Origin of the sequence: Paenarthrobacter ilicis (genome assembly GCF_016907545.1) — a bacterium.
In the GTDB taxonomy this organism is placed as follows: Bacteria; Actinomycetota; Actinomycetes; order Actinomycetales; family Micrococcaceae; genus Arthrobacter; species Arthrobacter ilicis.
The window spans coordinates 1,377,610-1,393,567 of the sequence record NZ_JAFBCD010000001.1 but is presented as its reverse complement, the minus strand read 5'-3'; the positions used below and the strand labels follow the sequence as shown (position 1 = coordinate 1,393,567).

Sequence of the window (15,958 nt, the reverse complement as noted above, 5' to 3'; positions counted from 1 at the left end):
AAAACCTCACCTCGCGCTTGCCTGCCGCCTTGCGTGCGACAGGCCAGGTCTTCACCCGGGGCACCCCGCCGCGGAAGGAGGGTTGCCGGCCAGCAAGCCGGGGCTGTGTGCTGGCACTCATGACCTAATACGTAGAGTCTAGGAAAAAGACCACTGTTCTGGCGAAGAATGTGACACCAGTGTGACGGTTTGGGGCGTCATGGTTCACGGAACAGCCCTCTGGGGCGCCGCCTGACGAATTATCGTCGATCAGGCGGCGCCCTTGGCGTGCTGCCGGGGGCGCGACGGCGTGCCCTGTGCGCGCGTCCTGGCGTCAGGCGCCCTTCGCGGCCCGGAACCCGGCCTCGAGGTCAGCCAGGATGTCATCCACGTGCTCAATGCCCACCGACAAGCGCACCAGTCCCGGGTTGACGCCGGCCACGTTCTGTTGCTCGGCAGTCAGTTGGCTGTGCGTGGTGGACGCCGGGTGGATGACCAAGGAGCGGACGTCACCGATGTTGGCTACGTGGGAGTGCAATTCCAGTCCGTCCACAAAGCGCTTGCCTGCCTCAACGCCGCCCTTGATATTGAAAGCAACGATTGCGCCCGTGCCCTTGGGGCCATACTTCCGGCCACGGTCGTACCACGGGCTGGACGGCAGGCCCGCATAGGCGACCGATTCGACGTCGTCGTGGGCTTCCAGCCACTCGGCCACTTTCGTGGCGTTCTCCACATGCCTCTCCACGCGCAGGCTCAGTGTTTCCAGGCCCTGCGCGATGAGGAAGGCATTGAACGGCGAAACCGCGGAGCCGAGGTCACGAAGCAGTTGGACGCGCGCCTTCAGGACATAGGAGAGGTTGGCGCCCAGGGCTCCGTCCTTGCCCAGGTCCCGGGCGTAGACCAGCCCGTTGTAGCTGGGATCGGGGGTGTTGAACCCGGGGAAGCGCTCCGGGTCCTTGCCGAAATCGAAGTTTCCGGAATCCACGATCACGCCGGCGATTGCCGAGCCGTGGCCGCCGAGGTACTTGGTGGCGGAGTGGACCACAATGTCCGCACCCCACTCGATGGGACGGATCAGGTACGGCGTGGAGAGGGTGTTGTCCACGATCAGCGGCACGCCCGCCTCATGGGCGGTCCGGGCAACGCCTTCAATGTCCAATACGTCCTGGCGGGGATTGGAGACGACCTCGCCGAAGAAGAGCTTGGTGTTGGGCTGAACGGCGTCGCGCCACTGATCCAGGTTGTCCGGATCCTCCACGAAAGTCACGGAAATCCCGAACTTCTTCAGGGTGTGTGCCAGCAGGTTGTAGGTTCCGCCGTAAAGGCTGGGGCTGGCCACGATGTGATCGCCGGCCTCCGCGATGTTCAGGATGGCGAAGGTTTCGGCAGCCTGGCCTGAGCTCAACAGCAGGGCACCGAGGCCACCTTCCAAGCTGGCGATCCGCTGCTCCACGGCCTCCTGGGTGGGGTTTCCGATCCGCGTGTAGATGGGTGCCAGCTCTGCCAGGGCGAAGCGGTTGGCCGCACTCTCAGCGCTGGGAAAAACGAATGACGTGGTCTGGTAGATCGGGAGGGAACGGGCGCCCGTTGCGGCGTCCGGTGCCTGCCCTGCGTGGATCTGGCGTGTTTCGAATGACCATCCTTGTGACATGGAAATCTCCTTTTAGTGGCGCACGGAATCAGGGTGAATGACAGTGTGGTGTGAGCTGTCGCCAGTCTAGGAAGCGTCCGGGGCCTTGGACAGCTTTATGACGCTGCCGGTATCTTTCTGTCGTAACGCGTCATTCCATGACGCTCCCATACCCCGCGAGCCATGTCCTATGTTAGTTAGGCATGGCTTAGCTGAGACCCGAATCACAAAGTGCCAAGATGAAGCCATGCGCATGGATCACGTCTCTTACGCCTGTGAACGAGATGGCCTTTTGGCCACTACCGAACGAATTTCCGCGGCTCTCGGAGTGGACGCAGTCCGGGGTGGAGTGCACCCGCGCTTCGGCACCCGGAACATGATCATTCCCCTCGCGGACAACAAGTACCTTGAAGTGGTGGAGGTCCTGGACCACCCCGCTTCAGACAAAGCACCTTTTGGCCAGGCAGTAAGGGCCCGCTCGGCTGCCGGTGGCGGCTGGATGGGCTGGTGCGTGGCTGTGGATGACCTGGCCCCCTTCGAAGAGCGCCTGGGACGCGCCGCTGTCCCGGGCAACCGGAAATTCCCGGACGGCCGCGAGTTGGTCTGGCAGCAGATTGGCATCCTCGGCCTGATCGCTGATCCCCAGGTGCCGTACCTGCTCAAATGGGAGGGCGACCCCACCCTGCACCCGTCCAGGGCGTACGAAAGTGAAGTCAAGATGTCCAGCCTCACCATCGCCGGCTCGGCAGAACGCGTCACCGAATGGTTGGGCGAGCCAGTGGAGAAGCCACTGGAGGACGTAGCTGTTCAGTGGATTGCTCCGCGTGGAACGCCCGGCATCATGGCGGTCACGTTCGAAACCGCCTCAGGGGCAGTCACCATCTGACCCTGTCCGCCCCGGCATCGTCCCTCACGGGAGCGGTCCTGCCCGGAAACTTCGGCCGCCATCAGCGGGTGCCAATGACGTCACCCATCGATGGCGGCCGGATACATTTAAGGGCCTTGCGCTTAACCTAAGCCGATGGCCTTGCCGAACAAACTGAAGCCCACAAAGGCCACAATATCCAGGATGGCGTGCGCAATGACCAACGGCATCACGCGTTTGGTCCTGGTGTAGATCCAGGCGAACACCAAACCCATCACCACGTTGCCCAAGAACGGCCCGAAGCCCTGATAGAGGTGGTAACTCCCCCGCAGGAGGGCGCTCACCACAATGGCAACCGGCGTACTCCAGCCGAACTTCCCAAAGCGGTCCATGAGGTAGCCCACCACAATGACTTCCTCCACAATGCCGTGGCGGATGGCAGACAGGATGAGCACGGGAACGGTCCACCAGTAGGCGTCCAGGCCGCTGGGAACAATGGCGGTGGTGATCCCCAACGCCCGGCCCGCCGCATACAGTCCCAGCGATGGGATCCCGATGATGGCTGCCAATCCCAGGCCGTGCAGGAGATCCTTCCCGGGCCGCGCAACGTTGAATCCGAGGCGGGCGAACGCCGAGCCCCCGGCTTCCTCCGGCCGCCTGGTCCCGTGCGTTGAGAGGAAGTAGAACACCAAAGCCACTGGCACCAGCGCGAACACAATGTCCAGCAACTGGTAGGTGAGGTCGAAGTACTCACGCGTGCTCTGGGACCTGTTGAGGGTGGATGTGCCTTCGGCCAAGGGGGCGCGGGACAGCTTGTCCAACAGTTGGACCACGGAGTACACGGCCGACTGACCCAAGGACAGGCCCAGGACAATCAGTACTTCGGCGCGCAGCCGGCGACGGGAAGCGAGGAGCATGTTCCTATCTTGCCCGCAGTTCCTGCCACTTTGCCGGGAGACACCGCCCTATGCTTGGTGGGATGGGTTCCCCGGAGAAAATCTTCATGATCAGGCATGGCCAATCTGCCGCCAACGCCGACACGTCCATCTACAACTGGGTCCCGGACTACAGGATCCCGCTGACCGATCTGGGTGTGGAACAGGCACGGGTGGCGGGCCGGGAGCTTCGGCGCAAGCTCGATGGCGAACAGGTATGCGTCTACGTTTCGCCTTATCTGCGTGCCTACCAAACGCTGGAAGCCCTGGACCTGGGGGACGCGGTCCAGCGGGTCATTGAAGAGCCCCGGCTGCGCGAACAGGACTGGGCCAACTTCCAGATCGCCGGCGACATCCAGGCACAGCAGGACCTGCGCAACCTCTACGGCCACTTCTTCTACCGCTTCCGCGAGGGCGAGTCCGGCTCGGATGTCTACGACCGCGTCTCCTCTTTCATGGAGACCCTGTACCGGCACTGGCAGAAACCGGACTATCCGCAGAACACGTTGCTGGTGACCCACGGACTGACCATGCGTTTGTTCTGCATGCGCTGGTTCCACTGGACCGTGGAGTACTTCGAGTCGCTGAACAACCCTGACAACGCCGAGTTGCGTACGTTGATAAGGAACGACGGCGGCCGGTACAGCCTCGATACCCCGTTCAGCCAGTGGGCGCCCCGGGACGTTGACGATTCCGTACTGGATGCCCCACGGATGACGTTCTAGCGAAGCGCGCTTTCGGTTAGCAAGAACGGCATCGCTCGCCCGGGCATCAGCTGGGCTGGGCTACGGTTACTTCCGTGCCTGCAGCCTCAAATGCGGCCTTGTGCTCGGCGCTGATTCCGGAGTCCGTAATCAGGTGCCGGAAGTCGTATCCCGACATAGCCGCGAAGGACCGCCGCCCTACCTTGGACGAGTCCGCCACCACATAGGATTCCGTGGCGCGGCGGGCCATCACTGTGTTGACCATGGCTTCGCCTTCATCGGTAATGGTGGGGCCCAGCTCCGGATCCACTCCGTTCACGCCGATGAACGCGATGTCCAGCGCCACTTTCTGCATGATGACGTCGGTGTAGGGACCCACCAGTTCGTAGGAGCGCGGATTCAGGATCCCGCCAGTGACCATGATCTTGATGTTGGGACGGACCGCCAGCTGGGAGGCAATGTTAATGGCATTCGTCACCACCGTGAGCGTGGGCCTGTTCGAGGGCGCGTTGAGGTCCTCGCGCGTGGACAGGAGCTGGGCCAACGCGGTGTTGGTGGTTCCACCGCTGAGTCCGATCACGGCACCCGGCTTGATCAGGGCAGAAGCAGCTGCGGCAATGTCCTGTTTGGCGGCGGCGTGGTCGTCCCGGTTGTAACGACCGGGAAGGTCGTAGGCAACAGATCCCGTGGTTGCCCCGCCCCGGGTCCGGCTCAGAAGGCGTTGCTTGGCAAGACTGTCCAAGTCCCTGCGGGCCGTGGCCGGCGACACGCCCAGGCGCGTCACGATGTCCTCCACGTCCACCCGGCCGGACTCGGCCAGGAGATCAAGGATGGCGGTCAGCCGATCGGTGCGGGTCATGACGAGCCTTTCGCGGGTTTGACGCTATTTCGCTTTGGCGAACAGCGTCAGCATACGTGCGGACTCCAGCACCAGGGCATCCCGGCCGGCCTTGATGTACTTCCGGGAATCCACCACTGCAGGGTTGGTATCGAGGTACTCACGGACGGCGCGGGTAAAGAACCCGTTCAAATGTGTGGATACGTTGATTTTAGTCATACCCGCGCCAATAGCAGCTACGAGCATTTCGTCCGTGACACCCGAGGACCCATGCAGCACCAAGGGTTTTAGCACTGCGGCCTTCAGTTTCGTAATCAGCTCAAGGTCCAAAGCCGCACTCCGCTCCGTCATGGCGTGCGAGGACCCCACCGCCACGGCCAGTGCGTCCACACCCGTGGCGTCCATGAACGCTTCCGCTTCCCCGGGGTCCGTCCGGACTCCAGGGGCATGCGCGCCGTCTTTCCCGCCCAACTTGCCGAGTTCGGCCTCCACGTACACGCCGCGCGAGTGCGCGTAGGCGGCAACGCGCCGGGTGGCTTCGACGTTCTCCGCGTAGGGCAAGTGCGCGCCGTCGTACATCACCGACCCGAAACCCAGGTCAACAGCAGCCAGGGCCAGTTCCTCCGACTCTGCATGGTCCAGATGCAACGCAACCGGCACTGCGGCTGATTCCGCCACAGCAAGCGCCGCCAAGGACACTGCTTTAAGTCCGCCGTGGTACTTGGCGCAATTTTCCGAAATCTGCAGGATCAAAGGAACTCCTGCCGCCTCGGCTCCTGCCACCAGGCCTTCGGCGGTCTCCAGGTGGATGATGTTGAAGGCTCCTTGGCCCGTACCGTTCGCCTCGGCCAGCTCCATCAGTTCGCGGGTGTTGACCAACGTCATGGCGTCTCCTTCCAAGTCATGACCAGCTGCTCCTGCAGCTCCTGGTAGCGTGGGGAAATTTCTCCGGCGGCGGGCATCAGCACCGCCGCCGCGGACCAAGCGGTGGCCCGGCGCAGGATCTCACGGGGTTCGTTGACGCCTTCGGCGAGCGCGACGGCGGCAGCCGCCACACCGGCGTCGCCCGCCCCGGTGGGGTTACCGCTGAGGGCCTCCGGCAACCGTGCGCTCCAGTAACCGCCCGGAGCCGCGTGATCGAAAGCGAGCATGCCGTCAGCGCCGGCGCTGACCAGGACTGTCCGCGCACCCATGGCCAGGAGGGATCGGGCGGCGGCTTCGATGCTGTCCTCACCTGTCGCTTCGGCGAGTTCGTGGTGATTGGGTTTGAGGATGTCGGCCCCCGCCCGGGCTGCGGCGATGATCCCCGGACCTGACGTGTCGATGATGGCCGGGATCCCGGCGTCGTGGGCAACCCGGACCAGCTCTGGGTAGAAGTCCGCCGGTGCGTCCGGCGGCAGGCTGCCGGAACCCACCAGCACGGAAGCAGGAAGGCTGGGGTTTCCACGAACGGCTTCCAGCACGGCTGACCGTAGGCTGCGCCAATCGTCGGGAAGGAGCGCCTGGCCTTCCTCGTTGAAAATGGAAGTCTCGCCCGCCACGGTGTCCACCAAAGCGATGCTGCGCCGTGTCTCTGCCGCTACTCCCACCAGGGTGTGGGGTACGCCGCTGGTCCAGAGCTCGGCGGCCAGGGTTTGGCCGGCCGCTCCTCCGGTGGGGGCAATGGCCAGGACGGGGTACCCCAGCTGATGGGTCACCCGGGCAACGTTGATTCCTTTGCCCCCCGCCCGGCTGATGGGCGTGGGAACCCGGTGGCTGGCACCCTCGGTGATGCCATGGACGGTGTAGGTCATGTCGATGGCCGGGTTGGCTGTCACGGTGATGATGCGGTTGACGTTGGCTCGCTTCATGGCCTGACCTCCTGGATTGCGCTGGTCTTCGGAAGTGCACTGGTCTTCAGGAGCGCACTGGTCTTCAGGAGTGCTCGGGCGTTGCAGGCCGCGCCGAGGAGGCCTGCGTCCTGGCCCAGTTCGGCACGGACCAGTTGGGGCCGGCGTTGAAAGTCCAGCATGTCCTCCACGCGTGCGCGGAGTGGGCCCAGAAGGTCTTCACCTGCTTCAGCCAGTCCCCCACCGATCACCACGGCCTCGGTGCCGATGATGTTCACGCACTGGCAGATGGTGAAAGCCAGTGCGTTCACGGCATCGGACCACACGGCGGCCGCAAGGGCGTCACCTTCCTTGGCCCGGATCAGCACACCCCGGGCACCGTTGACCCGGTTTCCGGAGGCGCGGGCGTACCGTTTGGCGATCGCTCCCGCCGAGCCCACGGCTTCCAGGATGGTGGAGCCGGCGCTTCCGGGGGCGGCATCCGGATCCGGAACCTGGGCGTGGCCCAGCTCGCCGGCAAAGCCTCCGGCGGTGACTGCCTTGCCGCCGGAGAAGACAGCGGCTGCGATCCCCGTGCCTACCACCATGACCACTACGTCGTTGAATTCCCGCGATCCGCCAACGGTGTGTTCCACCGCGGCTGCGGAGCGGACGTCATGGTCGAAAGCAACGGGGATGCCCAAACGCTTCTCAGCCTCGGCAGTAAAGGGATAGTTGCGCCATCCAAGGTTGGCCGAGTAAACACCTATACCGGCCACGGAATCCACGATGCCCGGCACAATGATTCCTGCTGCCTTGGGCGGAGCATCGGGATACGCTGCGGCCAACTCGCGTGCCAACTCCGTCACCCGGTCAAGGATCGCGTCGCCCGGTTTGGCCGGGTCCAGCGGCGTGGGCACCCGACGCATGCCCAGGACGGTGCCTGCGGCGTCCACCAGTCCGGCTTTGATGTCCGTACCGCCCACATCGAAGGACAGCACCGGAGCGGCCGCCTCCCCGAGAATCATGGCTGTGCCTAGGCAGTGGGATCGAGAATGACGGAGCGCGTAAGGTTCCTGGGAAGATCAGGATTGAGTCCACGTGCGCGTGCCCGCTCCAGGGTCACCCTGTGGACCCGGGCGAGCTCTGCCAGGGGGTGCTTGTCGGTATGGATGTAGGCCGCACCGGTGACGGCCATATCTTCTTCCAAGCCCTCGGGCTGGGAACCAAACAACCACGTGACGCGGCCGGGGGCGGCGATGGAGATGGGGCCGTGACGGTACTCCTTGGCGGGGTAGGACTCGGTCCAGCCCTGCACGGCTTCACGCATCTTCAGGCCGGCTTCGTGGGCCAGCCCAACGGTCCAGCCGGTACCCAGGAACGTGAACTGCTCAGCATCCAGGAGCTCCTGCGGGACGGGTGCAACAACGGCCCCGCGGGCATCCTCGATGGCCTGGTCCATGTCCACTCCCAGGCTGGTGAGGAGGTACACCAGTGCAGTGGTGGCAAAACGGGTCTGCACCACCGAACGCTCATCGGCATACGGAAGGCCGATCACCAGGTCAGCCACATCAATGATCGGCGATTCCGTGTCGCCAATGATGGCAATGGTGGTGACAATCCCCTTCAAGTCGGCCAGGACCTCCAGCACCTCAGTGGTGGTGCCGGAACGGGTGATCGCAACAACGGCGTCGTACTGGCGCTCGGGACTGTTGGCATTCAGGAAGGCTTCCGACGCCGCGAAGGCGTCGGTCACGCCTTTGCCGGCCGATTCGCGGGCGGCCGCGTAGCTCTGGGCCATGAACCAGGAGGTACCGCAACCAATCACGGCAATACGCTTGCCGTCTGCGGGGAGCAAGTGCTCGCTCCTGGCTTGCGCTACGGCGCGCTGCCAGACGTCCGGCTGGGAGAGCAGCTCTTCCTCCATGAAGGCGCCCTGTGTATTCTCACTCATCGTGTACTTCCCATTTCTGCAGCAAAATGACGTTTTTTGATCTATAGAAACACTAAACGATCATTTTCGATCTCACAAGGATCATTCTGGTGAGCTGGTCCGGGGGTGCCCGGCCGCAACGGAATAAAAGCCGGAACAGGACTCACTCCAAAAAAGGGGGCGACGTTCACGGATGAACGTCGCCCCCTCCAGTTGGGTGCGTTTCGGGTGTCTTAGGATGCGTCACCGACGAGCATGCCTGCCCGCCAGACGGAGTGGGTGAGCGGGACGCCGGGGCGGTATGCCAAGTGTGTTGCCGATGGCGCTTTCAGCATGTGCAGATCTGCCCGGTGTCCCACCATAAGCGAACCGACTGCGCGTTCGCCGTCGGAATCCTTTCCGGTGTCCCGGCCCAACGCCAGGGCGCCGCCGTAGGTGGCCGCACGGACCGCCTCGTGGACGCTCAGGCGCATCTGCAGTACGGCGGTGGTGACGCAGAACGCCATGGATGTGGTGTAAGACGTGCCGGGGTTGCAGTTGGCGGCCAACGCTATCTGCACTCCGGCGTCGAGCAGTTTGCGGCCCGGCGCCAAGGGCTGGCGGGTGGACAGGTCGCAGGCAGGGAGGCAGGTTGCCACCGTTCCTTTGGTTCCGGCGCCGATCTGAGGATCCCAGGCTTCCCAGGTCCCCGCGAGCGTGGCAACATCCTGGTCCGAAAGGTAGTTCACGTGGTCAACGCTTGCGGCTCCGAACTCCACCGCCAAAGCAACGCCGGGGCCCGGGCCCAGCTGGTTGCCGTGGACGCGCAGGCCCAGGCCGGCGTCGCGGGCTGCCGTCAGGACGCGCCGTGACTGGTCCTCATTGAAGGCGCCCTGCTCACAGAACACGTCCGCCCAGCGCACGTACGGCAGGACAGCGTCCAGCATCGGGCCGCACACCAGGTCTGTGTACTTCTCCGGGTCCATGCCCTTGGGCACCAGATGCGCGCCAAGGTACGTCACCTCATCAACAGCAGAGGCCGCGATCCGGGCACTCCTGGCCTCGTTGTCCACGTCCAACCCGTAGCCGGTTTTTGTTTCCAAGTAGGTGGTGCCCTGCTGGACGGCCTCCGCAACGCGCTCCTGCACCAAGGTGGCCAGCTCTTGGTCGCCGGTGCTGCGGGTAGCGCCCATGGTCACTGCTATGCCACCGGCACTGTAGCTTTGGCCTGCCATCCGGGCCTCAAACTCCGCAGTCCGGTCACCGGCGAAGACCAGATGGGAGTGCGAATCCACCCACCCGGGCAGGACAGCCCGGCCGCCGGCGTCAACCCGGTCATCGGCTGCAGGAGCGTCCTGGCTGGAGCCGATCCAGGCGATCCGTTCCCCATCGATCACGATCGCCGCATCATTGATGACCCGGTGTTCCAGGTCCTGGGTCATCAATTCACCAATGTTGGTGATCAGGGTGCTGCCGGCGTTGTTCCGCTTCTCTGCGCTCATGAACCTATTGTTCAGCGCCGGATGGACCAACGGATGGCTGCCAGCTGCTCCGCTGTCCGGGATTCCGGACTGTCTTCCGGAACGTCGTCCAGGATGATGCGGGCCGCCAGCTCAGCTATCGCAGAGGACGTCTGGAATCCGTACCCGCCCTGTCCGGCCAACCAGAAGAAGCCGCGCGCCTCGGCGTCGAACCCCACCACCGGAATTCCATCCGCAGCCTCGGTGCGGAGCCCAGTCCACGCATGATCCACGGAGCCGATACCCAGGGTGGTAACCCCGTTCAGCATCGTGACCAGTTTCTCCACGTCGCCCGGATACGGTTTGGCGTCCTCAGGGCCGCTGGGAACGGATTCCGACGGCGAAATCAACACTTGGTTGCCCTCCGCCCGGAAGTAAAAGGAATCGTCGGCGGCGCACACCATGGGCGTTTCCGCGGATAACGGGTTGTCCACATTCACCACGGCGGCGGTCCGCCGGTACGGCTGCAGTCCCAGCTTTTCGACGCCACTGATCACAGCCAACTCGTCCGCCCAGGCGCCGGCCGCGTTAACCACGACGGCGGACTGGAAGGCTTCCGTCCCGGCGCCCACCTGCCAGCCACTCCCCAGCCGCTGTGCCGAGTGGACCCTGGCGCCGGTGATGATGTCCACGCCTGCGGCTTCGGCGGAACTCCGGTGCTCTTCCAGGAGGAGGGGCGCGTTGCACCCGAAGGACCCGTCGTCCAGCCCCGCTGCGGTGAAGGATTCCGGATCCAAGGCCGGGCACAGTCGCAGTGCTTCCGCGTGGGAGATGGGGTGCATGTTGCCGCTGGACTCGGCCAGGACTGTCTCCTCGTCGCCGACCAGCATGAAACCGCGGGGCGTCAGGATGGGCTCCCGGGCCTGGAGATCGCGTTCACCCAACAGCTCCAATGTCCGGACAGTGAGTTCCTGGACCACGGGCGGGCCGTAACTGGGTATCAGCTGCCGGGCGGAGCGTGAGGACGTGTGGAACGCCAGGGATTGCTCGGCCTCCACCAACGCGACCGTGCACTTGCCGGCCAAAGCTGCCGCCAGTGACAGTCCTCCGATACCCCCGCCAACGATTACCACATCATAATTCGAAGCCATGGGTCCATCCTGTCAGAAGCCCGCCCAACCCCGAACCGCCCCTCTCTCACATCCCACCCCCAAAACGGCCCTCCCTCTCTCACTTGCTTGACGAAAGTGAGAGAGGAACGGGGCAAACACGACGGGATGTGAGAGAGGGACGGTCAGAACACGACGGGATGTGAGAGAGGGACGGTCAGGCGATGGCGGCGCGACTCTTGACGAACGCCTGAACGCACGCTTCGACGTCGTCCGCGCTGTGCGCGGCAGAAAGCTGCACGCGGATGCGGGCCACGCCCTTCGGCACCACCGGGAAGCTGAAGGCAGTGACGAAGACGCCGTGGTTGAGCATCTGGTCAGCCACCTTCGCAGCTACCACGGCATCGCCGAACATCACGGGGATGATGGCGTGTTCGCCGTCGAGGAGTTCGAAGCCTTCCTCGTTCATGCGGCGGCGGAACAGGGCCGCGTTCTCGAAGAGGCGGGTGCGGAGCTCGCCGGATTCCTGCACCAGCTCGATCGCCTTGATGGTGGCGGCAACAATGGCCGGGGCCAGGGAGTTGGAGAACAGGTACGGGCGGGCCTTCTGGCGAAGCATGGCCACGATCTCGCCACGACCGGAAACGTATCCACCCGAGGCGCCGCCGAGGGCCTTGCCGAAGGTGCCGGTGTAGATGTCCACGCGCTCCGAAACGCCGGCGTGCTCAGGGGTTCCGGCGCCGGTGGCACCCATGAAGCCGACGGCGTGGGAGTCGTCCACCATGACCAGGGCGTCGTGCTTGTCGGCGAGGTCGCAGATTGCCTCCAGCGGGGCAAGGTAGCCGTCCATGGAGAAGACGCCGTCCGTGACGATGATCTTCCGGCGGGAACCCTCAGCCTCCACCAGCTTGGCCTCAAGGTCTGCCATGTCCTGGTTGGCGTAGCGGAAGCGCTTGGCCTTGCTCAGGCGGATGCCGTCGATGATGGAGGCGTGGTTGAGGGAGTCGGAGATGATGGCGTCTTCGGGGCCGAACAGGGACTCGAAAACGCCACCGTTGGCGTCGAAGCAGCTGGAGAACAGGATGGTGTCCTCGGTGCCCAGGAACGCGGAGACGCGGGTTTCGAGTTCCAGGTGGAGGTCCTGGGTGCCGCAGATGAAGCGGACGGACGCCATGCCGAAGCCGCGCTCATCCATGGCCGACTTGGCGGCGGCAATGATCTCCGGGTGGTCGGCCAGGCCCAGGTAGTTGTTGGCGCAGAAGTTAAGGACCTTGTTGGCGGGCTGGCCCAGCTGTCCGGCAGCAATGTGGCTGGCCTGTGGGGAATCGATGTGGCGTTCGGTCTTGAAGAGTCCGGCGCCGCGGATCTCCTCGAGTTCGGCCTGCAACTGGTCTTTGATGGCTGAATACATGGGTTCTCCTCAGTACGTCTGAAAGTCGGGGGATCGTTTAGAGTTCGGTCCAGTCGAGGACTACTTTGCCGCCGGTGCCGTTGCGTGCGATCCCGAAGCCCTTCTCCCAGTCGGTTGCCGGCAGTTTGTCCGTGACGACGGCGGAGATGCTGCGGTGCAGAACGGGGTTGGAGGAGAGCATGGCACTCATGGCGTACCAGGTCTCGAACATTTCGCGGCCGTAAATACCCTTCAGGGTGAGCATGTGGGTGACAACCTTGCCCCAGTCGATGTCGATGGACTGGCTGGGAAGGCCCAGCATGGCGATGCGGCCGCCGTGGTTCATGTTGTTGATCATCTCAGGCAAGGCCGTGGGGTGTCCCGACATTTCCAGACCGATATCGAATCCTTCGCGCATGCCCAGTTCCTGCTGTGCGTCACGGACGCGCATTTTGGAGACGTCCACGGCGAGGTCCACGCCCATCTGCCGGGCGAGCTCCAGGCGCGGTGCGGAGACATCCGTGATGGCGATTTTCCGGGCACCGGCGTGGCGTGCGACGGCGATGGCCATCAGGCCGATGGGCCCGGCACCGGTGATGAGCACGTCCTCGCCGACCAGCGGGAAGCTCAGGGCAGTGTGGACTGCATTGCCGAAGGGATCGAAGATGGCGCCGAGCTCAGGGGTGACGGACTCATCGTGGTGGACCCAGACGTTGGTCTCCGGAATGACGACGTATTCGGCGAACGCACCATCGCGCTGTACGCCAACGGACACCGTGTGGATGCACATCTGGCGGCGACCGGCACGGCAGTTGCGGCAGATTCCGCAGACCACGTGGCCTTCGCCGGAGACGCGGTCTCCCACCTTGACGTCGCGGACGTCCTCGCCAATTTCCACGACCTCGCCGTAGAACTCGTGGCCGGCAATGAGGGGCGTTTCGATCATGCCCTGCGCCCACGCATCCCAGCTTTGGATATGCAGGTCCGTGCCACAGATGCCCGTGGTCATCACGCGGATTTTGACGTCACTTGGCCCCGCTTCAGGCTCGGGACGTTCGACCAGTTCGAACCCTTCGTGGGGTCCGGATTTGTAGAGAGCCTTCATGGGATTCCTCACTGCGTGGGCTGGTTCGCTGCTGCTGCATCCATTAGAGCCGCGTCAATGCTTTAGCACAACTAGATTCTTCTCAATCAACGATTTAGGATTTGCTAATGGAAATCCATCAGCTGCAGATGCTCCGGGAACTCGGCGACCTGGGCAGCGTGAAGGCCGTAGCCGAGACCCTCATGGTCACGCCGTCGGCCGTTTCGCAGCAATTGACCCTTCTCCAGAAGTCCGTGGATGTGCCGCTCACCCGCAAGGAGGGCCGCGCCCTGGTGCTGACGGATGCGGGACGCGTCCTCGCGGAGGCAGGAGCCGCCGTCGTCAATGCCATGGCTGATGCGCGGGCCGCCATCGGCGCGTACCACGATGCCCCGGACGCACCCGTCAGCGTCAGCGCCTTCCACAGCGCCGGCCAGGCGTTGTTCGCCCCCTTGGCGGCGCACCTGGCAGCAGGAGGAGCGTCCGACGGCGGCTTGTCGCCCAGGCTGCGGATGTCCGATGAGGATGTGGCCCAGGAGGACTTTCCCGGCCTGGTTGCCCGGTACGATCTGGTGCTGGCGCACAGGATGGACAACAGTCCACCGTGGCCGGAAGACAAAGTGGCGGTGATCCCCTTGGCTGACGAGCCGTTGGACATCGCACTGCCCGCCACCCACCCGCTCGCGGCGCGGCGCGAACTGGACCCCACCGACGTCGTGGATGAACCATGGGTGACCAGCCGCGATGGCTACTCCCCCGCGGACGTGCTCGCCTCCGTCGTGGCCGTGAGCGGGCGCCCCGCAGAAGTGCTGCACCGCATCAATGACTACTCCACGGTGGCCGCGCTGGTCTCCGCGGGTGGGGCGATCGGGCTCCTCCCACGGTTTACCGCCCGCCGTGTGCTGGACTCGGGCGTAGTGTTGCGGCCCCTGACGGGAGTGAATTCGGTGCGCAAAATCGACATCCTGGCCAGGCCGGAGAACCTCAAAAGAAAATCGGTCATGACGGTTTGCGAGTCACTTCAAACCGTCATGACCGGGCTTTCGGCACCCGACTAAATCAGTCGCGGACCAAGGCGGGCTGTCCGGAGTCGAAGTACTCCACCAGTGCGGCGGGAAGCTCAGGCACTTCCCGCGCGGACCCGTTGCCCCGGAGCGATTCCGCCGCCAAGACACCCGCCGCAACTGCCTGCCGGGCCGCGACCGGGCTGGTCCGGGTGCGGCCTCCATGTCCGGCAAAGTGCAGGAACTCCTCGATCAGCCGCGGGTCAGCGCCGCCGTGCCCGCCGTCACCGTCCAGGATGGTGACTACTTGGTCCGGCTCCCCACGGCCGGACGTGCGCGACGTCCACACATGGATGGCCTCCCCAGGCCCATCCCCCATGTTCTCGATCCGCCCCCTGGTACCGATCACGGTGTAGTTGCGCCAGTAATCAGGAGTGAAGTGGCATTGCTGATAGGACGCCAGCACGCCGTTGTCCAGCACCATGTTCATCATGGAGATATCCTCGACGTCGATCACCTCAGCCAGGTCTGTCTGCTCCGCAGGCGGCCAGTTGTCCAGCGAGAACCAGTCGCCCATGCGCTTGCCGGCATTGTTGCCGCGGTTGGTCACCCCTCCGTAGACAGCGAGGTCTCCGACGGCGGACACCCTCCTGGTGTAGCCACCGGCAAGCCAGTGGATCACATCAATGTCGTGGGCGCCTTTTTGAAGCAGCAGCGAGGTGACGTTGGCGCGTTGGGCGTGCCAGTCCTTGAAGTAGTAGTCACCGCCATGGCCCACAAAGTGCCGGCACCACACGGCTTTGACTTCACCGATCCTGCCGTCTTCGATGAGTTGGCGCATCTGTACTACAACCGGCATGTGCCGCATGTTGTGGCCAACATACAACCGCGTGCCGGTTTGGTAGGCCGTGGTGAGGATCAGGTCAGCAGCCTCAACGGTGATGTCCAATGGCTTCTCGCAGAAGGTGGGGATGCCTGCTGTGAGGGTCCGGACAGCGACGGCGGCGTGCTGGTTGTCCGGGGTCAGGACCAGGACCGCGTCCAAGCCACTGGCGAGCAGTTCGTCCAGATCAGCGGTGACGCGGGCCGTGGGAATTTTTTCCGCGGCGTCGGCACGGCCACGCTCGCTGAGGTCGCAAACAACGGTGACTTCGGAGCCGTGACCGGGTTTGTGCGCGTGCTTCCATAGCCCTGAGCGCAGGCCGAAACCCACGATCCCGACCCTCAAATCCTTTTCCAT

15 protein-coding genes and 1 riboswitch are annotated in these 15,958 nt (G+C 64.2%); of the genes, 3 read left to right on the top strand and 12 right to left on the bottom strand.

All coding sequences use genetic code 11. The features are described 5' to 3' along the window. Positions 1-8 precede the first annotated feature (8 nt). Positions 9-125: riboswitch (SAM riboswitch) on the bottom strand. Between the two features lie 188 nt (positions 126-313). Continuing rightward, complete coding sequence (locus tag JOE60_RS06360; RefSeq protein WP_167264789.1) at positions 314-1,630, bottom strand: bifunctional o-acetylhomoserine/o-acetylserine sulfhydrylase; 1,317 nt, start codon at positions 1,628-1,630, stop codon at positions 314-316. Positions 1,631-1,856: 226 nt separating this feature from the next. Here JOE60_RS06360 and JOE60_RS06355 point away from each other — a divergent pair, with 226 nt between their 5' ends. Then, complete coding sequence (locus JOE60_RS06355) at positions 1,857-2,495, top strand: VOC family protein (protein WP_167264788.1); 639 nt, start codon at positions 1,857-1,859, stop codon at positions 2,493-2,495. 122 nt (positions 2,496-2,617) lie between these two features. Here JOE60_RS06355 and JOE60_RS06350 read toward each other — a convergent pair whose 3' ends face one another. Beyond that, a complete protein-coding gene (locus tag JOE60_RS06350) occupies positions 2,618-3,391 on the bottom strand; it encodes a CPBP family intramembrane glutamic endopeptidase (RefSeq protein WP_167264787.1) in 774 nt (257 codons plus the stop codon). 62 nt (positions 3,392-3,453) lie between these two features. Here JOE60_RS06350 and JOE60_RS06345 point away from each other — a divergent pair, with 62 nt between their 5' ends. Next, positions 3,454-4,134, top strand: coding sequence for a histidine phosphatase family protein (locus JOE60_RS06345; protein WP_239528826.1), 681 nt, complete (start codon positions 3,454-3,456; stop codon positions 4,132-4,134). 46 nt (positions 4,135-4,180) lie between these two features. Here the strand turns inward: JOE60_RS06345 and JOE60_RS06340 are convergent, their stop codons facing one another. The 9 genes from JOE60_RS06340 to tdh form a co-directional block, all read right to left on the bottom strand. Beyond that, complete coding sequence (locus JOE60_RS06340) at positions 4,181-4,972, bottom strand: DeoR/GlpR family DNA-binding transcription regulator (protein WP_167264785.1); 792 nt, start codon at positions 4,970-4,972, stop codon at positions 4,181-4,183. Positions 4,973-4,996: 24 nt separating this feature from the next. After that, positions 4,997-5,836, bottom strand: a complete 840-nt coding sequence (locus JOE60_RS06335) for a class II fructose-bisphosphate aldolase (protein ID WP_204814858.1) — start codon at positions 5,834-5,836, stop codon at positions 4,997-4,999. Further along, positions 5,833-6,801 (bottom strand): 1-phosphofructokinase family hexose kinase, encoded by a 969-nt coding sequence (locus JOE60_RS06330; protein ID WP_167264783.1) that lies wholly within the window; start codon positions 6,799-6,801, stop codon positions 5,833-5,835. Before JOE60_RS06330 ends, JOE60_RS06335 begins: the two co-directional genes overlap by 4 nt. Then, positions 6,798-7,787 carry an ROK family protein gene (locus tag JOE60_RS06325; protein WP_167264782.1) on the bottom strand — a complete coding sequence of 330 codons (990 nt, stop codon included), beginning with the start codon at positions 7,785-7,787 and terminating at the stop codon, positions 6,798-6,800. Before JOE60_RS06325 ends, JOE60_RS06330 begins: the two co-directional genes overlap by 4 nt. Before the next feature lie 8 nt (positions 7,788-7,795). Further along, on the bottom strand, positions 7,796-8,713 hold the full coding sequence (locus JOE60_RS06320; protein ID WP_167264781.1) for an SIS domain-containing protein: 918 nt from the start codon (positions 8,711-8,713) through the stop codon (positions 7,796-7,798). 212 nt (positions 8,714-8,925) lie between these two features. Further along, a complete protein-coding gene (gene hutI, locus JOE60_RS06315; RefSeq protein ID WP_167264780.1) occupies positions 8,926-10,173 on the bottom strand; it encodes an imidazolonepropionase in 1,248 nt (415 codons plus the stop codon). 11 nt (positions 10,174-10,184) lie between these two features. After that, positions 10,185-11,282, bottom strand: a complete 1,098-nt coding sequence (locus JOE60_RS06310) for an NAD(P)/FAD-dependent oxidoreductase (RefSeq protein WP_167264779.1) — start codon at positions 11,280-11,282, stop codon at positions 10,185-10,187. 175 nt (positions 11,283-11,457) lie between these two features. Next, complete coding sequence (locus tag JOE60_RS06305) at positions 11,458-12,651, bottom strand: glycine C-acetyltransferase (protein WP_167264778.1); 1,194 nt, start codon at positions 12,649-12,651, stop codon at positions 11,458-11,460. A gap of 37 nt (positions 12,652-12,688) precedes the next feature. Next, a complete protein-coding gene (tdh, locus tag JOE60_RS06300) occupies positions 12,689-13,735 on the bottom strand; it encodes an L-threonine 3-dehydrogenase (protein ID WP_167264777.1) in 1,047 nt (348 codons plus the stop codon). 107 nt (positions 13,736-13,842) lie between these two features. Here tdh and JOE60_RS06295 point away from each other — a divergent pair, with 107 nt between their 5' ends. After that, positions 13,843-14,772 carry a LysR family transcriptional regulator gene (locus tag JOE60_RS06295; RefSeq protein WP_167264776.1) on the top strand — a complete coding sequence of 310 codons (930 nt, stop codon included), beginning with the start codon at positions 13,843-13,845 and terminating at the stop codon, positions 14,770-14,772. Position 14,773: 1 nt separating this feature from the next. Here the strand turns inward: JOE60_RS06295 and JOE60_RS06290 are convergent, their stop codons facing one another. Further along, positions 14,774-15,958 carry a Gfo/Idh/MocA family protein gene (locus JOE60_RS06290; protein ID WP_167264775.1) on the bottom strand — a complete coding sequence of 395 codons (1,185 nt, stop codon included), beginning with the start codon at positions 15,956-15,958 and terminating at the stop codon, positions 14,774-14,776.